The organism is Streptomyces sp. NPDC041968, assembly GCF_055589025.1.
The window spans coordinates 241,319-263,124 of sequence record NZ_JBVJCB010000006.1 but is presented as its reverse complement, the minus strand read 5'-3'; the positions used below and the strand labels follow the sequence as shown (position 1 = coordinate 263,124).

The 21,806-nt window shown below is 72.8% G+C and carries 16 protein-coding genes; 8 read left to right on the top strand and 8 right to left on the bottom strand.

All coding sequences use genetic code 11. The features are described from left to right. Window positions 1-2,314: DEAD/DEAH box helicase (locus ACZ6EG_RS17125; RefSeq protein ID WP_469605317.1), on the bottom strand; the 2,314-nt coding region annotated here is incomplete at its 3' end. A 538-nt stretch (window positions 2,315-2,852) separates the two neighbouring features. On the opposite strand from ACZ6EG_RS17125, the gene ACZ6EG_RS17120 reads away from it, so the two are divergent. Further along, complete coding sequence (locus tag ACZ6EG_RS17120) at window positions 2,853-3,617, top strand: ferritin-like domain-containing protein (protein WP_391969662.1); 765 nt, start codon at window positions 2,853-2,855, stop codon at window positions 3,615-3,617. A 113-nt stretch (window positions 3,618-3,730) separates the two neighbouring features. On the opposite strand, the gene ACZ6EG_RS17115 is transcribed toward ACZ6EG_RS17120, so the two are convergent. From ACZ6EG_RS17115 to ACZ6EG_RS17100, 4 genes are all read right to left on the bottom strand, one after another. After that, entirely contained in the window at window positions 3,731-4,000 is a 270-nt protein-coding gene (locus ACZ6EG_RS17115) for a hypothetical protein (RefSeq protein ID WP_469605313.1), read from the bottom strand. Between the two features lie 168 nt (window positions 4,001-4,168). Then, the gene (locus ACZ6EG_RS17110) at window positions 4,169-4,396 is read right to left on the bottom strand and encodes a DUF3107 domain-containing protein (protein WP_383645008.1); all 228 of its coding nucleotides are present in this window, start codon (window positions 4,394-4,396) and stop codon (window positions 4,169-4,171) included. A gap of 148 nt (window positions 4,397-4,544) precedes the next feature. Next, window positions 4,545-5,186, bottom strand: coding sequence for a TetR/AcrR family transcriptional regulator (locus tag ACZ6EG_RS17105; protein WP_053142796.1), 642 nt, complete (start codon window positions 5,184-5,186; stop codon window positions 4,545-4,547). A gap of 211 nt (window positions 5,187-5,397) precedes the next feature. Next, the gene (locus ACZ6EG_RS17100; RefSeq protein WP_356604332.1) at window positions 5,398-5,619 is read right to left on the bottom strand and encodes a hypothetical protein; all 222 of its coding nucleotides are present in this window, start codon (window positions 5,617-5,619) and stop codon (window positions 5,398-5,400) included. 240 nt (window positions 5,620-5,859) lie between these two features. Here ACZ6EG_RS17100 and ACZ6EG_RS17095 point away from each other — a divergent pair, with 240 nt between their 5' ends. The 7 genes from ACZ6EG_RS17095 to moeZ all read left to right on the top strand — a co-directional run bounded on the left by ACZ6EG_RS17095 (window position 5,860) and on the right by moeZ (window position 15,510). Then, on the top strand, window positions 5,860-6,882 hold the full coding sequence (locus tag ACZ6EG_RS17095) for an alpha/beta fold hydrolase (RefSeq protein ID WP_391969659.1): 1,023 nt from the start codon (window positions 5,860-5,862) through the stop codon (window positions 6,880-6,882). 383 nt (window positions 6,883-7,265) lie between these two features. Continuing rightward, a complete protein-coding gene (locus ACZ6EG_RS17090; protein ID WP_469605557.1) occupies window positions 7,266-8,732 on the top strand; it encodes a DUF3152 domain-containing protein in 1,467 nt (488 codons plus the stop codon). 278 nt (window positions 8,733-9,010) lie between these two features. After that, complete coding sequence (locus tag ACZ6EG_RS17085) at window positions 9,011-10,723, top strand: DUF3492 domain-containing protein (RefSeq protein ID WP_469605306.1); 1,713 nt, start codon at window positions 9,011-9,013, stop codon at window positions 10,721-10,723. Between the two features lie 479 nt (window positions 10,724-11,202). Beyond that, window positions 11,203-12,381, top strand: a complete 1,179-nt coding sequence (locus ACZ6EG_RS17080) for a hypothetical protein (RefSeq protein ID WP_469605554.1) — start codon at window positions 11,203-11,205, stop codon at window positions 12,379-12,381. 100 nt (window positions 12,382-12,481) lie between these two features. Then, entirely contained in the window at window positions 12,482-13,531 is a 1,050-nt protein-coding gene (locus tag ACZ6EG_RS17075) for an NAD-dependent epimerase/dehydratase family protein (protein WP_391969656.1), read from the top strand. After that, window positions 13,519-14,268 (top strand): spherulation-specific family 4 protein, encoded by a 750-nt coding sequence (locus ACZ6EG_RS17070; RefSeq protein ID WP_391969655.1) that lies wholly within the window; start codon window positions 13,519-13,521, stop codon window positions 14,266-14,268. The genes ACZ6EG_RS17075 and ACZ6EG_RS17070 overlap by 13 nt, the downstream gene beginning before the upstream one ends. A gap of 63 nt (window positions 14,269-14,331) precedes the next feature. Beyond that, window positions 14,332-15,510 carry an adenylyltransferase/sulfurtransferase MoeZ gene (moeZ, locus tag ACZ6EG_RS17065; RefSeq protein WP_055417970.1) on the top strand — a complete coding sequence of 393 codons (1,179 nt, stop codon included), beginning with the start codon at window positions 14,332-14,334 and terminating at the stop codon, window positions 15,508-15,510. Between the two features lie 71 nt (window positions 15,511-15,581). Here moeZ and ACZ6EG_RS17060 read toward each other — a convergent pair whose 3' ends face one another. The 3 genes from ACZ6EG_RS17060 to ACZ6EG_RS17050 form a co-directional block, all read right to left on the bottom strand. Beyond that, window positions 15,582-17,123, bottom strand: coding sequence for an alpha/beta hydrolase (locus ACZ6EG_RS17060; protein ID WP_469605300.1), 1,542 nt, complete (start codon window positions 17,121-17,123; stop codon window positions 15,582-15,584). A gap of 142 nt (window positions 17,124-17,265) precedes the next feature. After that, window positions 17,266-18,825, bottom strand: coding sequence for an alpha/beta fold hydrolase (locus ACZ6EG_RS17055; RefSeq protein ID WP_469605297.1), 1,560 nt, complete (start codon window positions 18,823-18,825; stop codon window positions 17,266-17,268). 92 nt (window positions 18,826-18,917) lie between these two features. Then, window positions 18,918-21,704 carry a lysylphosphatidylglycerol synthase transmembrane domain-containing protein gene (locus tag ACZ6EG_RS17050; RefSeq protein ID WP_469605293.1) on the bottom strand — a complete coding sequence of 929 codons (2,787 nt, stop codon included), beginning with the start codon at window positions 21,702-21,704 and terminating at the stop codon, window positions 18,918-18,920. Window positions 21,705-21,806 lie beyond the last annotated feature (102 nt).

Here is a 21,806-nt window from a genome sequence, read left to right as displayed (position 1 = left end):
TCTCGGCGGGTTCGGCGGTCTTGCGGGTGCGGCGGCGCGGCTTCGTCTCCGCTGCCTCGGCGGTGCCTTCGGCGGTGTCGACGGCGGCTTCCGCCTTGGTGGCGGCCGTCTTGCGGGTGCGGCGGGGCTTGGCCTCGGTGGTTTCCGGTGCCTGTGTCGCCGTCTCGACGGTCTCGGCGGGTTCGGCGGTCTTGCGGGTGCGGCGGCGCGGCTTCGTCTCCGCTGCCTCGGCGGTGCCTTCGGCGGTGTCGACGGCGGCTTCCGCCTTCGCGGCAGCCGTCTTGCGGGTGCGCCGGGGCTTGGCCTCGGCCGCTTCCGGCTCCTGCGCGCTCTGAGCCGGGATGTCGGCCGTGGCGCCCGCGGTCTCGACGGGCTCGGCCGCCTTCCGGGTGCGGCGACGCGGCTTCGCCTCGGCCGCCTCGGCCGTGCCTTCGGCGGTGTCGACGGCGGTCTCCGCCTTGGCGGCGGCCGTCTTCCGGGTGCGGCGCGGCTTCGTCTCCGTCGGCTCGGAGACGGGCGCGGCCGTTCCCTCCGCCGTGGCGAGCGTCGTCTCGGCGGGTTCGGCGGCCTTGCGGGCACGGCGGCGCGGCTTCTCCGCGGGCGCGTCGGTCACCGGAGCCGCGGCGATCACCGGCTCGTCGGCCGCCGGCTCGACCACAGGGGTCGTATCCGGCAGGGCGGCCGGCGCCTCGGCCGACTTACGGGTACGGCGGCGGCGCGAGCCCGACGGGGCGTCCGTGATCTCCGCGGTCTCGGAGGCCTCGACCGCGGTGCCCTCCGCCGACTGCGCGACAGGGACGTCGGTCGTGGCGGCCGACGCCGGTCGGCGGGACGACTCCCCGCCACGCGTACGGCGTCGGCGGCGCAGGGTGCGCGGACCCTGGGCGGCGTCCGTGGCCGCGTCGGCGGCGGTGTCCGCACCGCCGGTCACGGCCTCGGGCGCGCTGGTCGTCGCGGAGGTGTCCGCGTCCACCGGCGCTCCACCGCGCATCCGGCGGCGGCGACGCGGCGTCGTACCGGACGAAGGCTCGCGCTCGGCGGAACGGGACTCGTCCCGGCCCCCGCGACCACCCCGGTCACCGCGGCCACCACGGTCGCTGCGCGTGCGGCCACCGCGGCCACCCGTCTCGCCGAGGTCCTCCACCTCCTCCGCGTCGAGCCCGGCGCGCGTGCGCTCCGAGCGCGGGAGGATGCCCTTGGTGCCCGCGGGGATGCCCAGGTCGGTGTAGAAGTGCGGGGAGGTGGAGTACGTCTCCGGCGGGTCGCTGAAGCCCAGGTCCAGCGCCTTGTTGATCAGCTGCCAGCGCGGGATGTCGTCCCAGTCGACCAGCGTGATCGCCGTACCCTTGGCGCCCGCGCGGCCGGTCCGGCCGATGCGGTGCAGGTACGTCTTCTCCTCCTCCGGCGACTGGTAGTTGATGACGTGCGTCACGCCCTCGACGTCGATGCCGCGGGCGGCGACGTCGGTGCAGACGAGGACGTCCACCTTGCCGTTGCGGAAGGCGCGCAGGGCCTGCTCGCGGGCGCCCTGGCCAAGGTCGCCGTGGACCGCGCCGGAGGCGAAGCCGCGCTGCTTGAGCTGGTCGGCCAGATCGGCCGCCGTGCGCTTGGTGCGGCAGAAGACCATGACCAGTCCCCGGCCGTCGGCCTGCAGTATGCGCGCCACCATCTCGGGCTTGTCCATGTTGTGCGCGCGGTAGACGAACTGCTTCGTGTTCGCGACCGTCGCGCCCGCGTCGTCGGGCGAGGTGGCGCTGATGTGCGTGGGCTGCGACATGTAGCGGCGGGCCAGTCCGATGACCGCGCCCGGCATGGTGGCCGAGAACAGCATGGTCTGACGCCTGACCGGCAGCATGTTGATGATCTTCTCGACGTCGGGCAGGAAGCCCAGGTCGAGCATCTCGTCGGCCTCGTCGAGGACGAGGCACTTGACGTGCTTCAGGCTGAGCTTCTTCTGGCCCGCCAGGTCCAGCAGGCGGCCCGGGGTGCCGACGATCACGTCGACGCCCTTCTTCAGGGCCTCCACCTGCGGCTCGTAGGCCCGGCCGCCGTAGATCGCCAGGACGCGCACGTTGCGGACCTTGCCGGCGGTCAGGAGGTCGTTGGTGACCTGCTGGCACAGCTCGCGCGTCGGGACGACGACGAGGGCCTGCGGGGCCTCGGTCAGGGCTTCGGGGGCGGCGCGGCCCGCCTCGACGTCGGCGGGGACGGTCACGCGCTCGAGGAGGGGGAGGCCGAAGCCCAGCGTCTTGCCGGTGCCGGTCTTGGCCTGGCCGATGACGTCCGTGCCCGACAGGGCCACGGGGAGCGTCATCTCCTGGATGGGGAAGGGGTTGATGATGCCGACGGCCTCAAGGGCTTCGGCGGTCTCGGGAAGGATTCCGAGGGAACGAAACGTCGTAGTCAGGGTGCTGCCTCTTCTGTGTACGTGGTGCGAGGCGAGCGCGCGGGTCGTGCCGGACCGTGTGTCGGGGACGTCGGCTGTCCTGCGGGAAAGCCGTGGGACACGGGACCTCTGTCGACGCTCCAGCGCTCGTACCACTGAGGGTCCCCCTCCGGATTCCGTACACAGCGTGGTGTACGGCAAGGGAGGGCTGTCGGGTCGGAGCCGATCGGGCCACCGACCGGGCATCCTCATGCGTGCGGCCCGACGACGATGTCACGTACCCGTACGTCACATACTCGGCAGGCGCATTACCACCATACCCCGGATTCGCGCACACGCGATGGCCGATTTGGTCACGTAGTCGTCGTCACACCGACTGACCAGGTACGAGCGGGGGCGGATCGGGATCGGACGGAGGCCGACCGGGGGCCTTCCGGCGGACGGCGGGCGGGTTATTGTGCGCTGCATGACGAGCTCTGACAAGCCTGGCAACGCCGCAGCCGCCTCCGCCGGACCCACCGAACCCACCGGTGCCACCGGAGTAGCCGCCCAGGACTGGGCGACGGCCGCCGCCGACCCCCAGTACCGTGCCGCGGTGGTGGACCTGCTCGGCGCCCTCGCCTACGGCGAGCTGGCGGCGTTCGAGCGGCTCGCCGAGGACGCCAAGCTGGCGCCCACGCTGGCGGACAAGGCGGAGCTGGCGAAGATGGCGTCGGCGGAGTTCCACCACTTCGAGCGCCTGCGCGGCCGGCTCGCCGAGATCGGTGAGGAGCCGACCGGGGCGATGGAGCCGTTCGTGGCCGCCTACGACGGTTTCCACAAGCAGACGGCCCCCTCCGACTGGCTGGAGGGACTCGTCAAGGCCTATGTCGGTGACTCCATCGCGAGCGACTTCTACCGCGAGGTCGCGGCCCGCCTCGACTCCGACACCCGTGAGCTGGTGCTGGCCGTGCTCGACGACACCGGGCACGCCGGTTTCGCCGTGGAGAAGGTGCGTGCGGCCATCGACGCGGACCCGCGGGTCGGCGGGCGGCTCGCGCTGTGGGCGCGGCGGCTGATGGGGGAGGCGCTCTCCCAGTCCCAGCGGGTGGTGGCCGACCGGGACGCGCTGTCCACGATGCTCGTGGGCGGGGTCGCGGACGGATTCGACCTCGCCGAGGTCGGCCGGATGTTCTCCCGGATCACGGAGGCGCACACGAAGCGGATGGCGGCGCTGGGTCTGGCCGCCTGAGCCTGACCGCCGTCAGTGCCGCCGAGGTACGGGCTGGCGCCCGGGCCGGTGGTCGGGCCGCCGGTCGGGCATTCGGCCCGGTCGTCGCTCAGGACGCCCGGGCCGGCCCTCGGTCAGGCGGTCGCCGATCGGCGGCGGAGCCCCCCGGCGGGGCGCAGGAGCAGGGAGAGCGAGGCCGCGGAGATGACGGCCGAGCCCATGAGGACCGGCAGGAGACCACCGGCACCCAGCGCGGTGTGCGTCACGAACGCCCCGAAGAGGGCTCCGGCGATCCCGGTCGGCAGGACCAGGACGCGGGCCGGGAGACGGTGCGGCAGTCGGTGGGCGGCGGCCCATGCCAGGGCAAGGCCGAGAAGTGTGGCGCTGAGCGCTTCCAAGAGCATGTCGGGGTCCCTCCCACGTGGCCGGCCCGCCCGAAACGGTCACAGTCTGGTTACCCCTGACCTGCGGAACGCAACCCTCCCCCTGTGGGTGAACTGTGCTCCGTCCGACATGAGGGAGGGGCCCGGCGGTGACTCACCGCCGGGCCCCTCCCTTACTGCGTCCGCCCGTTACAGCGCGCCGAAGCCCACCTTGCGCGGGGTCGTCTCGCCGATCTCGACATAGGCGAGACGGTCGGCCGGTACCAGGACCTTGCGGCCGTGTTCGTCCACGAGGCTCAGGAGCTGTGACTTGCCGGCGAGCGCCTCGGCCACCACGCGCTCGACCTCCTCGGCAGTCTGACCGCTCTCCAGAACGATCTCGCGGGGCGCGTGCTGCACGCCGATCTTGACCTCCACGGCTATGTCCCTCCGACGGTCAGTGAAGTGCGCGATCTTCCGCGCCGTACTCCGCACACATTAGCCCGGTGAGGGGACGTACACGCTGCGCCCGAGAACGCCAAGAGCGAACAGCCGACGGGAACAGAACCGGCGTGAACCGGCGCCGTCAGTGCTGCTCGCTGCCGTGCAGCGGGAAACCGGCGATGCCGCGCCAGGCCAGCGAGGTCAGCAGCTGCACCGACTGGTCGCGGGGCACGCTGCGGTCGCTGTGCAGCCAGGAGCGGGCCACCACCTGGGCGAGGCCGCCCAGCCCGGAGGCCAGCAGCATCGACTCGGCGCGCGAGAGGCCGGTGTCCTCGGCGATGACGTCGCAGATCGCCTCGGCGCACTCGTTAGTGACCTTGTCGACGCGCTCGCGCACGGCGGGCTCGTTGGTCAGGTCCGACTCGAAGACCAGCCGGAAGGCGCCGCCGTCGTCCTCGACGTACGCGAAGTAGGCGTCCATCGTGGCGCGGACGCGCTGCTTGTTGTCGGTCGTCGAGGCGAGCGCGCTCCGTACGGACTGGATCAGGGACTCGCAGTGCTGGTCCAGCAGGGCCAGGTAGAGGTCGAGCTTGCCCGGGAAGTGCTGGTAGAGCACCGGCTTGCTGACCCCGGCGCGCTCGGCGATGTCGTCCATCGCGGCCGCGTGGTAGCCCTGGGCCACGAAGACTTCCTGTGCGGCGCCCAGCAGCTGGTTCCGTCGGGCTCGGCGGGGAAGGCGTGTGCCCCGCGGGCGTACCGCCTCTGTCTGCTCGATGGCTGTCACGCCGCCTCCCATAGTCGTCCACGTGCGGTGTGCGCCGCCTCGTCATCGTACTTTTCGGTAACCGTGCTGTGCGCGGTGCGAGCGCAGAATTTCACGGACCGGACGGTGGCGATAGCCGCACAACAGGTTTCAAAAGAGTCCAGGCCGGGCAGAAGGCGGCACTCCTTTCCGCTGGGCAAGTCGCTTCGCCGCCACCCGGCGGCGTCGCGTCTCAGCGGTAGTCGTCCTCGTCGTGGGAGACCACCCGCGCCTGTTCGGCGAGGTCGGCCTCGTTGGCGCGGTCCGGTTCGATGCCGGTCAGCGGGTCGTCGCGCTCCGGGGCGACGTCCGTCTGCTGCTCGGCCGCGTCGGCGTCCGGCGCCTCGACGTCGATCTCCTTCGCGTCCTGCGTCTCGGTGTCGAAGGTCTCGGGGTCGGTGGGGTCGACGGTCATGCTGGGCTCCCTTCCTACGAACGAACGTCCCTGGCGGTTCAGGGGGTCACACGCGGGTGCCCACTTCATGAGCGTAGGAGACTCCCGTTCCGGACGCCATGCGTCGTACGGGGTCGCGGGCGGCGGGGTGAGAGCCGAGGGGCGAGGTGCAGGGGGAGGGGCGGACGGGGCGGACACGCCGGTCCGACGTGTGACGGCGAACACATGAACCACTGCGTGATCGTCTCGTAACATTGCCGCATGCCTTCGACCGAGCCGCCGTCACTGTCGCCCGCGAACGTGCTGCCGAAGGTCGCGGCCGTCAAGGTCGCGGACGGCGAGCGCCTCCGGTCGGTCCAGCTGCCCGGCATGACGCTGACGGTGCGTTCGAGACCACCGGCCCGCGAGGGGCTGCCGCCCGCGCTGTACGTGCACGGCCTCGGCGGTTCCTCGCAGAACTGGTCGGCGCTGATGCCGCTGCTGGACGGTGTCGTCGACAGCGAGGCCGTCGACCTCCCGGGCTTCGGCGACTCCCCGCCGCCCGACGACGGGGACTACTCGATCACGGGCCACGCGCGCGCGGTCGTCCGCCTCCTCGACGCGGCCGGGCGCGGTCCCGTGCACCTCTTCGGCAACTCCCTCGGGGGCGCCGTCGTCACCCGCGTGGCCGCTGCCCGCCCGGACCTGGTGCGGACGCTGACCCTCGTGTCGCCCGCGCTGCCGGAGCTGCGTGTGCAGCGCAGCGCCGTGCCGACGGGGCTGCTGGCGCTGCCCGGGGTGGTGGCGCTGTTCACCCGGCTCACCAGGGAGTGGACCGCCGAGCAGCGGGTGCGCGGCGTCACGGCGCTCTGCTACGGGGACCCGGAGCGGGTCTCCCCGGAGGGCTTCCGCAACGCCGTGGAGGAGATGGAGCGGCGGCTGCGGCTGCCGTACTTCTGGGACGCGATGGCGCGTTCCGCGCGCGGGATCGTGAACGCGTACACCCTGGGCGGCCAGCACGGGCTGTGGCGACAGGCCGAGCGGGTTCTCGCGCCCACGCTCCTGGTCTACGGTGGACGCGACCAACTCGTCGGCCACCGCATGGCCCAGCGCGCCGCCCGGGCCTTCCGCGACTCCCGGCTGCTGACCCTGCCGGACGCGGGACACGTGGCGATGATGGAGTATCCGGAGGCCGTGGCCAGGGCGTTCCGCGAACTGCTCGCGGACACCGGGCAGCCGGCCACCGGCGAGAGGACCGCCAGGGCCGTGGACGACGAGCCCGCCGACCAGAGCACAGGAGGCTGAGGCGCGACGTGGGACGCCACAGCCGCCGCGGGCCCGTACCCAAGGCCGACGACGCGGACACCACCGCAGCAGCGCGGGAGGGCCGGCCCGGCCTGCTGGGCCGCCGCCGCGCACCCGGCCCCCAGGCCGGGGAGCAGTCACCACCGGCATCCGGGGTACCCGGCGTGCCGGCCCGGGGAGCACCGGGCGCGGCCGCCCGGGGCGAGGGCCGCGGTGGCCCTGGTGAGTATCCGGGGCCGGGGCGGTGGCTTCCGGAGGGCACGCCGGGACCGTCGGGGCGACAGCTTCAGGACGGCACCCCGGGGCGTGGCCGTCCGATGGATTCGAGGGGTACGCCGGCGCACGGCATTCCGAGGATGCCGGACGGGACTCCGGCGCACGGGATGCCGAGGCTGCCCGACGGGACTCCGGCGCGGGGTGTACCGAGGTTCGATGACGGGACTCCGGGGCGTGGTGTGCCGAGGTTCGCCGACGGGACGCCCGGTGGGGGCTTTCCCCGGGTGCCGGACGGTACGCCGACCCATGGGGTTCCGCGGGTGCCGGACGGGACTCCGGCGCACGGTGTGCCGAGGTTCGGTGGTGGCGCCCCGGCGCACGGGGGGCCGAGAGCTGCCGACGGCACGCCCGCGCACGGCGTGCCGCGCGTGCGTGGTGGTCATCCCGAGCAGCGTGAATCCGGCGGCGCCTGGGGCGAGCTGGACGGGCGCGGGCGAGCGGGCGCCGGTTACGCCACCCCGGCCGGCCCGCCTCCGGGCGCTGCCGCACGCCCCGGGGCGTCCTTCCCGCGGCAGCGGCAGGGCCCGCCGGGAGGTCCGCGGCAGGAGTACCTGGACGCCTTCGGTGAGCGCGACGACGTCTTCGCGGCCCGGCCCCCACGCCGTACGCCCGTCCCCGCGCAGCCCTTCGACCCGCGGCCCTCGGACCCGTACTCCACCGTCACCGACTGGAGCGCCGACGACGGGAGCGGCAGCGGCAACGGTGGTCCCGCCTCCGCCTCCGACGCCGACGACACGGCGCCCACGGGTGACCCCGCGCCGGTCAAGGGCGGCAAGGGCAGGACCTTCACCGGCATCGCCGCGGCGGCCGTCACGACCGTGCTGGCGGTCGTCGTGGCCGGTCAGGTCGCCGACGGGGCGGACGGTGGCGACGTGCGGTCGCAGGCCTCCACCGACCAGGCCCGTGACGTGCACGACTCCGCATCGAGGGCGGACGGGCGGCCGACGCCCTCCACGCCGGAGACCACGGTGCCGCTGACATACGCACAGAAGATGGGAAAGACGTACCCGCTCGGCGCCACGCTCAAGGGCTCGGGCCGGTTCGACGCGATCCCCGGTATCGCCAAGGGGCCCGGGAAGGGGGAGAAGTACACCTACCGCGTGGACGTCGAGCAGGGGCTCGGCCTGGACGGGGAACTCTTCGCCGAGGCCGTGCACAAGACGCTCAACGACGACCGGAGCTGGGCCCACGACGGCGCCCGCAGCTTCGAGCGGATCCACTCCGGGCAGCCCAACTTCGTGATCACACTGGCCAGTCCCGGCACCACCGCCGATTGGTGCGCCAAGTCCGGCCTGGACACCACCGAGGACAACGTCTCCTGCGACTCCGCCGCCACCGAGCGCGTGATGATCAACGCCTACCGCTGGGCGCAGGGCGCGGAGCCCTTCGGTGACGCGATCCACGCGTACCGGCAGATGCTGATCAACCACGAGGTCGGCCACCGCATCGGCTTCAACCACGTCAGCTGCGACAAGGACGGCGAGCTGGCCCCCGTCATGCAGCAGCAGACCAAGTTCGTCGATCACGACGGGATCGACTGCCGGCCGAACGCCTGGGCGTACCCCAACAGCTGACGGGACCGGCACGGCCCGCTGCGGCCGATCCGCGGTTGATCGGCGATCGACCTGCGGACCACGTACGGCTGCAGAGGCCCGAGTGTGACGCACGGTGATTACTTGATCCCTTAGCGCGACGGAACGCCGTTCGTGCGGGAAAGTTACGACCGTTCACCCCTTTTGGTGGCGCGATGGACAACCGTCCATCGCGCCACCGCCCTGTCCGCATACGTTCGTCCCGCTGCGAGCCGCCGGGCCAACGGCGGCTCCCCAGACGGGAGATCGGGGGTGCGCGCGTGCGCATCGGACTGCTGACGGAGGGCGGCTATCCGTTTGTGAGCGGTGAGGCCGGACTCTGGTGCGACCGGCTCGTGCGCGGGCTCGAGCAGCACGAGTTCGACGTCTACGCGCTCAGCCGCAGTGAGCGGCAGGAGGACGGCGGGTGGGTGCCGCTGCCGCCGCACGTGAGCCGCGTACGCACCGCGTCGTTGTGGGAAGTCGAGGACGACGGACTCGGGTACGGACGGCGCGCGCGCCGGCGCTTCGCCGAGTGCTACGGCGAACTGGCCGCGACGCTCTGCGCGACCACCCCCGGAGCGCCGTCCGGGGCCCCCGAAGAGGCGTCCGCCCTTGAGGCGGACCGTTTCGCCAACGCGCTGTACGGGCTGGCCGAACTGGCCCGCGACGAGGGCGGGCTGCCCGGCGCACTGCGTTCGGACACCGCCGTGCGCGCCCTGGAACGAGCCTGTCGTGCGCCCGGCGCTCACCGTTCCGCACGTGAGGCGCGCGTTCCCGATCTGCTCGCCGTCGCCGCGCGCCTCGAACGCGCACTGCGCCCCCTGTCGCTCGACTGGTACGAGGACGACGGCCTCGGCGCGGTCGACCTGTGTCACGCGGCCTCCGGTGGCACGGCGGCCCTGCCGGGCCTGCTCGCCCGGCACTTCGCCGACGTGCCCCTGCTGGTGACCGAGTACGGCGTGCGACTGCGGACGCACTACCTCACGGAACCCGATTCCCCGCTCGCGATACGGTCCCTCCTGGCCGCCTTCCACGGACGGCTGGCCGCCGAGACGTACCGGCGGGCGGCCGTGATCACGCCCGGCAACACACACGCCCGCCGCTGGCAGGAGCGCTGCGGAGCCGACCGCGCCAAGCTCCGCACGGTCCATCCGGGCATGGACGCGGCCCCCTTCTCCGAGGTGGCTCGGTCGCCGGAGTGCGCCGACCCGCACACCCTGGTCTGGGTCGGCCGCGTCGAGCCCGCCAAGGACCTGGTCTCACTGCTGCATGCCTTCGCGGAGGTCCGCAGAGCCGAACCCGCGGCCCGCCTCAGGATCGTCGGCGCCCCCGCCGGACCCGAAGGCCAGGCCTACCTCGCCCACTGCAAGGGACTGGCCGCGCAGCTCTTCCCCGACGAGGCGGACGGTCCGCACGCCGTCGGCCGCAACCCGGTGACCTTCGAGGAGACCGGCGGGCCCGAACTGCCGTCCCGCGCCGAGGCGTACGCCTCCGGCGCGCTGGTCGTGCTCTCCAGCGTCGTCGAAGGATTCCCGGCCGGTCTGGTCGAGGCGATGTTCTGCGGTCGCGCGACGGTCTCCACGGACGCCGGTGCGGTGGTCGAGGCCATCGGCGGCACCGGGCTCGTCGTGCCCCCGCGCAATCCGCGCGCGCTCGCCGAAGCGTGCGTGGCCCTGCTGCGCGACCCGGAGCGCCGGGAGCGTCTGGGCGCCGCGGCGCGCGCCCGCGCACTGGAACTCTTCACCGTCGAGCAGAACATCACGGCATTTCACGGCATTTACCTGGAGATCCTCTCGCACACACCGGTACGCCGCGTCGTCCTCGACGACACCGGCGAACCCCTGCCGTTCGCCGCCCCCGCCGAAGCCCATGTCCCTGGTCGCTGGAGCGATCCCACGTCCCGCGTCGTCGCCCGGGGCGGGCCCGGCTGGGCGACGGACGCACCCGTGCGGGCCACGGCCCCGGCCACCGCGACGGAGGCGGCGCGATGAGCGGCCTCGGCGAACTGGACCGCCCCGAGAGCCCGGGCAGCCCGGGCGCGTGGGACGCACGCTCGCGGGAGTCACTGACCGACGGAACGCCGCACACGGGCGGCGTTCCCGCGGGCGGGAGCGAGGGTGGGGGGCCGGGGGCCGCCACGTCCTCACCGGCGGGCGGATCCGCGCGCGACGGCAGGGGCGGCACGGTGACCTCCGAGCGCGGAGCCCCCGAGAGCGGCGCGGCGAACACCGGCAGCGGTGCGGCGAGGGCCGGCGCCGGGGCGCACGTCGCCGGCGAAGGGCTCGTGGGCAGTGAAGGGGGCCGTGAAGGGCTCGTCCGGAGTGAAGGGCTCATCGGTGGTGAGGGGCTCGTCGACGGCGGGGCGCTCGCCGGAGGTGAGGCGCTCACCGGTGCGGGAGGGGCGGTCGGGGCCGGCGCGGTGGCCGCCGGTGAGACGGTCGTCGGGGGTGCAGTGGCCGCCCATGGCGGAGTGGCGGCCGGTGGCAGGCAGGCGCCGTCCGCTGCCCGTCGTACCGCCACGGCCCCCGTCTCCGCTCCCCGCGGTGCCGCCGCGGCCCCGGTGTCCGCTGCCCGCCGTGCCGCCGCGGACCCCGTGAAGGCACTGATGCACCGGCACCGCGACCTGTGCGAACGCGCCGTGGACCCGTTGGAGATCGCGGCCGGCCTGGAGGCGCACGGCGTCACCGACCGGACCGCCGCCCGCTTCCGCCACCGGGACGTCTTCTCCCTGGCGGAGGAGATGTACGCACGCGTCCCGCGTGACACCGACCCGGCCCCGCACCCCACGGACCCGCCCACCCCACGGGCGCGTGCCGCTTCGATCGTCCTCGCCCTGCTGCCCGGCGCGCTGTGCGCCGCCGCGGTGACCGGGCTGCGCCTCACGCACGGGCGAACGCGCCTGACCGTGGCCGCCCTGGGCGTGCTCGCGGTGGCCCTGGCCCTGCGTGCGGCACTGCGCCGAGGCCCGCTGGCTGCCACCGCGCGCACCGGTGGCACGTGGACCTGCTGGCTCGTCGGCTACGCCCTCCTCGGCGACGGACTGCTCCGGGCCGCTCTCGCCGGTGGCCCGGACGGACTCCCCGACGGCACCGCCGACGGCCCCTGGCCCGTCACCGTCGCCCCCGTCCTCGCCCTGTCCCTCGCCTGCGCGCCCGCCGCCGCGAGTGCCCGTCTCCTCGCCGTGCGAGCCCGCCGCAGACTCACGGCCAGCCGCGGCCTCGCCGACTTCTCCGCCTCCGTGCGCCCCCTGCTGCTCGGCACGTTCGCCCTGTTCATGGCCGCCCTGACAGCCCTTGCCGCGCTGACCGGCATGGTCCTGGGCGAACCCGCCGCCTACCCCCAGGCCCTCACCCTGGGCGCCCTGCTCCTGCTGGCCCGCCTGCTGACCGTGCACGGTCACGCCTACGCCCCCGCGCTCGTCCTCACCGCCGCGGCCACCGCAGAGGCAACCGCCCTGGCCACGCTCTTCGCCGGCCGCCTCCCCGGCTGCGGCTTCCTGGCCGCCCCCGTGGAGGCCCTGGTCGACCTCTGGGGTCCGGCCGGTGTACCGACGATCGCCTGCGGCGCGGGCGCCCTGGTCCTCCTGGTGCACGCGACCCGTCGTCTGACCAGAGCCTCGGCGCACGCGTCGACGGAGCCGCCACGGTGAGCGAACCCGGCCGGACAGCCCACTCGTCCGCACCACCCCTCAGAAGGAGCCCCCAGATGACCACCTCCCGACCCGACGCCTCGGCACCGGGAGCCGCCCGATGAGAGTCCTGCTGATCGGAGCCAACGGCTACATCGGCCGCTTCGTCGCCGACCGTCTGCTCGCCGACCCGGCCGTCCAGCTCACCGCTCTCGGCCGCGGCGACGACGCCGACGTCCGTTTCGACCTCGCCACCGGCAGCCCCGGCGCCCTGACCCGCTTCCTCGACGCGGTCCACCCCGGCGTCGTCGTCAACTGCGCCGGAGCCACCCGGGGCGGCGCCCGGGAACTCACCCGGCACAACACCGTCGCCGTCGCCACCGTCTGCGAGGCACTGCGCCGCAGCGGCTGCGGCGCCCGCCTGGTACAGGTCGGCTGCAGTGCGGAGTACGGTCCCAGCCAGCCCGGCTCCTCCACCGCGGAGGACGCCGTGCCACGCCCAGGCGGCCCCTACGGCGTCAGCAAACTCGCCGCGACCGAACTGGTCCTCGGCTCCGGCCTCGACGCCGTCGTGCTCCGCGTCTTCTCACCCGCGGGCCCCGGCACCCCCGCGGGCTCCCCGCTGGGCCGGCTCGCCGAGGCCATGCGCCGAGCGATGCAGTCCGGCGACGGCGAACTCCGTCTCGGTGGCCTCGGCGCCCAGCGCGACTTCATCGACGTCCGCGACGTCGCCCGCGCCGTCCACGCCGCCTCGCTCTCCGCGGCGCAGGGTGTGATCAACATCGGGTCGGGCCGTGCCGTGCGCCTGCGCGACGCCGCCGCCACCCTCGCCCGCGTGGCCGGCTACGGCGGCGCGCTGCACGAACTCGACGGACCGCCCGGAGCACTCCGCCCGACCATCGGGCACCCCCGCACCGAATCGGTCGGCCACCGCGTCGACGCCCTCGGCCACCACCGCGCCGACAGCCTCGGCCACCACCGTCCGGAAGCCCTGGCACACCGCGCAGAGGCCGAGCACGCCGCGCCCGTCACCTACCCCTACCCGGACGGCTGCGGCAGCTGGCAGCAGGCCGATGTGCGCACCGCCCGTGACCGGCTCGGCTGGCGACCGCGGATCGCCCTCGAGGAGTCCCTCGCCGACATCTGGATGGAGGCGGCATGTCGTATCTGACCAGGGCCCCGGCGGGCACCGCGAGCACCGGCCTCACCACCGGCCTCGGTATCCCGGGCCTCGCCCATCCCCTGCTCGCCGCCGGCGAGTGGGCCGACCTCACCTGCCCGGGGACGCCCCTGCACTGGGTCGTCCTCAACGTCGCCGACGGACCCGGCGCCCATCCCGACCCGCACTGCCTGGCGGCGGCCGGCCGTCTCCGCAACACCGGCATCCGCGTTCTGGGCCACCTCGACGCCGCCCACGGGACCCGAGGCTTCGGCGAACTGATCTCCGATGCGCACCGGTACCTCGACTGGTACCGGGTCGACGGCTTCCTCCTCGACCGCTGCCCGTCCGACCGCGCCGCCCTCCCCGAGGTACGCCGCACCGTCAACACCCTGCGGGTGATCCGTGACGACGCCCACATCGTCCTCGGCCACGGCACCCACCCCTGTCCCGGCTACGCCGACAACGCCGACCAACTCGTCACCTTCTCCGGCGCCTGGAGCGACTACCGCTGGTCCCAGGCGGCCGAATGGAGCGCCGACCACCCGCCCGAGCGCTTCGTCCACTTCGTCCATGGCGTCCCGCGCGGGCACCTGGAGGAGGCTCTGCGCATCGCCCGCTGGCAGGGTGCGGCGACGGTCTACTTCACCGACCGCACGGACCGGGGCGGACAGGCCGACCCCTGGGAGACCATGCCCGGTTACTGGGACGAAATCGTCTCGCGGATCGGGACAGGTGTCTCGGAATGAAAAAGGCCGTGGCAGTGTTGCGGAGAGAACAACCGTAATCACTGACCGACCAACGGAGTCCCCGTGTCGCTGCCACCCCTGGTCGAGCCGGCCCCCGAGCTCACCGTAGACGAGGTCCGCAGGTACTCCCGCCACCTGATCATCCCCGACGTGGGGATGGACGGGCAGAAGCGGCTGAAGAACGCCAAGGTGCTCGCCGTGGGCGCGGGCGGCCTCGGCTCGCCGACCCTGATGTACCTGGCGGCAGCCGGTGTCGGCACGCTGGGCATCGTGGAGTTCGACGAGGTCGACGAGTCGAACCTGCAGCGGCAGGTCATCCACAGCCAGGCCGACATCGGCCGGTCCAAGGCCGAGTCCGCCCGCGACACCATCAAGGGCATCAACCCGTACGTGGACGTGGTCCTTCACCAGGAGCGGCTCGAAGCCGACAACGTGATGGACATCTTCAGCCAGTACGACCTGATCGTCGACGGCACGGACAACTTCGCGACCCGCTACCTGGTCAACGACGCCTGCGTGCTGCTGAACAAGCCCTACGTCTGGGGCTCGATCTACCGCTTCGACGGCCAGGCATCCGTCTTCTGGTCCGAGCACGGCCCCTGCTACCGGTGCCTCTACCCGGAGCCGCCGCCCCCCGGCATGGTCCCCTCCTGCGCCGAGGGCGGCGTCCTGGGCGTGCTGTGCGCGTCGATCGGCTCCATCCAGACCAACGAGGCCATCAAGCTCCTCGCCGGCATCGGCGAGCCGCTGGTCGGGCGCCTGATGATCTACGACGCCCTGGAGATGCAGTACCGCCAGGTCAAGGTCCGCAAGGACCCCGACTGCGCGGTCTGCGGCGAGAACCCGACCGTCACCGAGCTCATCGACTACGAGGCCTTCTGCGGCGTCGTGTCCGAAGAGGCCCAGGCGGCGGCCGCCGACTCCACGATCACTCCCAAGCAGCTCAAGGAGTGGATCGACGACGGTGAGAACATCGAGCTCATCGACGTCCGTGAGCCGAACGAGTTCGAGATCGTCTCCATCCCCGGCGCCCGGCTGATCCCCAAGAACGAGTTCCTGATGGGGTCGGCCCTGGAGAGCCTCCCGCAGGACAAGAAGATCGTCTTGAACTGCAAGACGGGTGTCCGCAGTGCGGAAGTCCTGGCGGTCCTCAAGTCCGCGGGCTTCTCCGACGCCGTCCACGTCGGCGGCGGCGTGATCGGCTGGGTCAACCAGATCGAGCCGGCGAAGCCCGTCTACTGACCGGATCCCGGTCCCGCTCTCGGAACGGCGGGGGTTTCGCGCACCTCGGGTGCCCGAAGCCCCCGCCGCCGTCATGAGCAGACCTTGCCGTCCTCCGGCACCGTGCCCTTCAGCAGATAGGCGTCCACCGCGGAGTCGACGCAGTCGCTCCCGCTTCCGTACGCACCGTGTCCCTCGCCCTCCCAGGTGAGCATCACACCGACGTCCTCGCCCAGCTCGTCCGCCATCCTGCGGGCACCCTCGTAGGGCGTGGCCGGGTCGCCCGTGTTGCCGACCACCAGGACCGGAGCCGCACCGGACGCGCTCACCTCCGGGGTCTCGTGCTGCCCGGCCACCGGCCAGTCGTGGCACCAGCCGGCCGTGTCCCAGCCGAGGAAGGGTCCGAACACCGGCGAGACCTCCTCGAACGCCGGCAGCCGCTGCTTCGTCTGAGCCGGGGTCGGCCGCTGCCTGTCGTCCAGACACGATATGACCCGCTGTGAGTGGGTCGTCGTGCCGTAGCGGCCCGAGGGGTCGCGCTCGTTGTATCCGTCGGCGAGGGCCAGCAACTCCGACCCGTCGCCCTCCTCGGCCGCCGCCAGCGCGCTGGTCAGGGTCGGCCAGCCGTCCTTGCTGTAGAGCGGCAGCACGATGCCGGTGAGGGCCAGCGTCTGCGTCAGTTCCCGCCCCGACGACGACGTGGGCAGTGGCTCCGCGTCGAGCCGGTCCAGCAGGGCGGCGATCTTCCGCGAGCCCTGCTCCGGGTCCTGGCCGGTGGACTTCAGGTAGTCCTCCAGGGCTCGCTGGAAGCCCCTGGCCTGGTTCTCCGCGTGACCCATCGTGTCGGCGCCCGGGTCCACGACCGCGTCGAGTATCACGCGTCCCACGTTCTTCGGGAACAGGTGGGCGTAGACGCCGCCCAGCTCGGTGCCGTAGGAGATGCCGAAGTAGTGCATCTTCTCGTCGCCCAGGACGTGCCGCATCAGGTCCATGTCGCGAGCGGTGTCGGTCGTCGAGACGTGGGCCATCAGCTTGCCGGCGGCCTTCTCGCAGCCCTTGCCGAAGTCGGCGGCATCCTTCAGGTACGCCTGTTCCTCGGCGGCGGTGTCCGGCGTGGAGTCGACCGACTCGGCGTCCTCGATCGCCTCGTCGGAGCGGCAGCGGATGCCCTCGCTGGCGGCCACCCCGCGTGGATCCCAGCTCACCAGGTCGTAGCGCTCGTGCAGGGAGGAGACGGTGTCCCCGTAGGACGGCATCGTGGAGATGCCCGAGGCGCCGGGGCCGCCGAAGTTGAAGAGCAGCGAGCCGATGCGCTCGTCGCCGGTGGCCTCGGCACGGATCAGCGCGAGGTCGATCGTGTCGCCGTCCGGGTCGGCCCAGTCCAGCGGCGCCTTGAGCGTGGCGCACTGCCAGTCGCCCTCGGGCGCCGGTGCGTCCGCGCTGTCCTTGCAGCGGCCCCAGCCGAGGGTCTGCGAGGCCAGCGCATCGGGCACGCCGGACGGGGCCACGGCCGGGCGCCGTCCGCCGCTCGTGCTCTCCTCGTCTCTGTCCCTGTCGGACGAGCCGCTGCCGCAGCCCGCCGTCAGCAGTGCGGCGGCGGCCGTCAGGGCCGTCCACCGAACGAGACGTGCCATGTGCTCTCCCCCCTCGCAGGCCGTCCGCGCCGTGCGGCGGATGGCTGTCATGCCATGGTAGGTGGACCGCGCCGCACCCGTCGGAGCCTGTGGATAACGCTCTGACCTGCGGATTCGTAAGGATGTGGATGGAGGTGCGGGGTCAGGGGCAGACGGTGCCGGCCGCCGGTGCCCTGCCGTCCAGCAGATAGCCGTGCACGGCGTTCTGCACGCACTTGTCCTTGCTGTCGTAGGCCCCGTGACCCTGGCCCTTGTAGGTCAGCTTCACGCCCACGCCCTTCCCCAGCGCGTCCACCATCTTCCCCGCTCCCTCGTAGGGCGTGGCCGGGTCGCCGGTGTTCCCGATCACCAGGATCGGTGCGGCTCCGGGAGCGCTGACGTCCGGGTGCTCGGCGGCGCCGGCCACCGCCCAGTCGGTGCAGCTGAGCATGGACCAGGCGAGGTAGTCGCCGAACAGCGGGGAGGCCTTGCGGAACTCGGGCAGCTTGCGCTCCACGTACGCCGGGTCGTACCGGGGCTTGTCGTCGGCGCAGTTGATGGCGACGTTGGCCGCGGTGATGTTGCTGTACTGGCCGTTCTCGTTGCGGCCGTTCAACGCGTCGGACAGCACCATGAGGACGCGGCCGTCACCGTCGTAGGCCTGTTGCAGGCCGTCCGTGAGGTACTCCCAGAAGTCCTTGGAGTACAGCGCCTGCGCGATGCCGCTGGTGGCGGCGGTCTGCGTGAGTTCGCGGGGGAAGATGCCCGGGATCGGCTTCCGGTCGAGATCCTTCAGCAGCCGGGCGATGCGGTCCTCGACGTCCTGGGCGTCGGACCCGAGGGGGCATTCCTCGACCTGCGACGTGCAGTCCTCGGCGAAGTTCTCCAGCGCGAGCTGGAAGCCCTCGGCCTGTGCCAGCGAGCCCTGTTCCGGGGACTGCGTCGGGTCGACGACCGCGTCGAAGACGGCGCGCCCCACCTTCCCGGGGAACAGGTGGGCGTAGACGCCACCGAGCTCGGTGCCGTAGGAGATACCGAAGTAGTACAGCTCGTCGTCGCCGAGGACCTGGCGCATCAGGTCCATGTCGCGGGCGGCGTCGGTGGTGGCCACGTGCGGAAGGATGCTCTTGGACTGCTTCTCGCAGGCCGCGTTGAACTTCTCCGTGTTGTCCAGCAGCGCGGTGCGCTCGGCCGCGTCGTCGGGTGTCGCGTCCTGCTGGAAGTACGCGTCGAGCTGCTTGTCGTCCAGGCACTCCACGGGGTCGCTGCGGCCGACCCCGCGAGGGTCGAAGCTGACCAGGTCGTACCGGGTGCGCAGCTTCGCGTAGTCCTGGCCGAAGGCGGGCAGCGTGGTGACACCCGATCCGCCCGGGCCGCCGAAGTTGAAGACGAGCGAGCCGATCCGCCGGTCCGCCGCACCGCTGGTCTGGGCGCGGATCAGCGCCAGGCCGATGGTGTCCCCCTCGGGGTCGTCCCAGTCGAGCGGCGCCTTCATGGTGGCGCACTGCCACGCGTCGCCGTCCGGCAGGGGGGAGGGGGCGGTGCCGCCACCCTCGGCCTCGGACGGCGCCGGGCAGTCCTTCCAGTCGAGCTTCTGCGCGGTCAGGTCCTCGTCGCCGCGCGAATCGCCCCCGGAGGCGTCGCTGCAGCCCGTCAGCAGGGCGGACAGCACTGCGGCGGTGGCGGTCAGACCGGCGGCGCGCGACCAGGAGGCGTTCGGCATGCCTCCATCGTGCGGCCGGGTGCGCCCGCATGCTCGGGGCAGGAGCCGTACGAGGTACCCGGGCCGCTCGGACGGCGTCCGCCACCAGGGCGTTACAGCGCCTCTTTCCGTGTCAGGTGGTTGAAGACCAGCCAGCCGGGCAGGACCGGCAGCCACAGCGTGAGCAGCCGGTAGAGGAGCACCGCCGGTGCGGCGACCTCCTTGGGCAGACCGACGGCGATCAGACCGACCGTCAGGGTCGCCTCCACCGCCCCCACACCGCCGGGCGTCGGCGCCGCCGACCCCAGCGCGTTGCCGGCGAGGAAGACGACCGCGACGCTCGCCAGGCTGATCGACGTCGACTCGTCCCCGAAGGCCCGGATCGAGGCGTCCAGGCACATCACGAAGCAGGCGGTGAGCAGCAGCATGCCGCCGATGCCGGTGATCAGCTTCTGCGGGCGCTGCAACACGTCCAGCATGCGCGGCACGACGCCGGCGAAGAGCGACCGTACGCGCGTGACGACGAATTTCCGCAGGAACGGCACCGAGGTCACCACGAGCACGAGCACCGCGACGGTCAGCAGACCCGCGATCACCGTCCGGGACGGGGACAGCGACGGCGTCTTCTCGGTGCCGGTCAGATAGCCGAAGGCCAGCAGCATCAGGATGTGACAGCCGAGCCCGAACAGCTGGGACGCGCCGACACTCGCCACCGCGAGCCCCGGACGGACACCGGCGCGCTGGAGAAAACGGGTGTTCAGGGCGACGCCGCCGACCGCGGCCGGGGCGACGATCTTCACGAACGACCCGGCGACCTGGGCGGCCACGGTCCGCATGAACGGGACCCGCTCCGGTACGAAGCCCAGCAGTGCCATGGCCGCCGCCACATAGCTCGCCGCCGAGAACAGCACGGCCGCGGCGACCCACCCCCACTCGGCGTTCGAGATCAGCGGACCGAACTCGATGTGGGTGAGCTGCGTCAGCAGGAAGTAGGCGCCGATGGCCCCGGCGATGAAGCTGATCAGGGTGCGTGGCCGCACCCGTTCCAGACGGGCCGGCTCGACGGGGGCCTGCGGCCTGATCCGCAGCACCGCGTGCCGGATCAGGGTGAGCAGGTCCTCCTCGCGCGCCTCCTCCAGCGCCTCGTCCACGGCCCGCTTCTCCGCACGCTGCTCTGCGCGAGCGGTCTTCTTCTCGCTCTTCTCCGCCCTGCCCGTCACCCCGGCCTTGTCGAGCCGGACCGGCGCGGGCGCCGTGTCGTCGCCTGCGGCGGCCTCCGCACGGGCCAGCTTGGCCTGCCGGGACGATTCCAGGACCGCCTCCCGCTCGCGCTGGGCCCGCTCCCGGGCCAGTCGGCGCAGGGTCGCGCGCGTGGAGCGGCTGAGGGCGATGGGCTGGAGCATCGGCAGGCAGTCGGCCACGGCATCGGGACCGAGCACCGCCACCGCGGAGGCGACCGCGCGTTCGGCGCCCACCCGCAGCCCGAGCGTGACGAGGAGCTGGGAGACGTCCATGCGCAGCAGCAGGTCCCCGGCGGCGATCTCGCCGATGCGCAGGTCGGTGAGGATCACCGTGCCGGAACGATCCACCAGGATGGCGTCACCCACCAGCCTGCGGTGCGCGATGCGCCGGGACTGAAGGGCCCGCACCTGCTCCCAGGTGCCGCGCAGCAGGTCGTCGGTGATCTCCTCGTCCGCCAGGGAGTCGAGGCTGCGCCCCCCGGTGTGCTCGTACACGAGCATCACGGCGTCGGGTCCCAGCTCGGACGTCGCGATCAGCTTGGGTGCGTGGGCGCCGGCCGCGATGGCCGCGTAAGCGAGCAGCGCCTCCTGCTCCAGGGCCTGGCGCAGCGACGGCAGGCTGCTGCGGGTCGCGAACCCGCGGAGCGTGAGGTTCCGCCACGCGCGGTAGAAGAAGCCCTGCGCCTGCTGCTCCCGGTCGACCACCGTGACGTCCAGCGGCCGGCCGTCCTCCAGGGTGACGAAGTAGCGGCGGCCGCGGTCCCCGGTCTCCGCGGTGTCCGACGGCGCCTCCTCGCGCGCGGCGGTCACCGGGCGGAAGCCGACGTGCCGCAGGCCCGCCATCAGCGTGCGTCCGGTCGGGCGGACGTTGGGGGAGCCGACGGCGTACAGCGTTCCGTAGGCCACGGTCCAGCCGATGAGGACCGTCAGGATGATCGAGAACGGAGTCGTGTAGCCGGTGACGAGCATGGAGAACGCGTCGAGGAGCAGCACGATCCACAGCACCGCGCGCCAACGGGGTCTGCGGGACATGCCGACGGCCGTCATGTACGCGATGACCGGCGCCAGATAGCCGTGCACCGGGTCCGTCAGCGCGTGGATGTCGCCGGGTGACGGCTGGGTGAGCGCCTCCTGGATGGAGCCCGGGGCGGCCTTGGCGACCCAGAGATCGGTGGCGAGCGTCACTCCGTGCGCGAGGACGGCCGCGAGGACGCCGTCGGCGATCCGTAGCCCGTCCCGTTTGATGAGCCGCTCGATCGCGAAGGCGACCGGCACCAGGAGGATCGCGATGCTGGAGGCCAGTCCGGCGATCTTGATCAGCAGATCGGGTGCCTGCCCCGTGCCCTTGTTGATGTCCTGTTCGAGGCCCGAGGTGGTGCCGTGTGCGAAGGCGGCGACGGCCAGCAGTACGGCGACGGCGAGCACGCCCACCAGGAGCCGCATCAGATCGGACGGGCGGTGCACGCGCGCGGGGAGCAGGGGTTCGTCGCCCTCCACCTCGTCGATGTGCGCCACGTCGTCGGGGTCGGCGGCCGTCGACGCGCCGCCTGTGGCCGCTCTGCGGCCCGACTTCTCGTCGCTTCGGTCCCCGGTGTCCGGGCGCGACGAAGAGTCAGAGGTGCCCTCGGCGTCCTCGGGGTGCACACCCTGCTGCTTCATCGCCTCTTCATGCTCCCGTATCACTGGTCACCGCCCGCACGATGGTGGCATGGCGCGTCGGTCTCGGCAGGCATCAGGGTGCCTGTGCGGGCCGCACAGTCT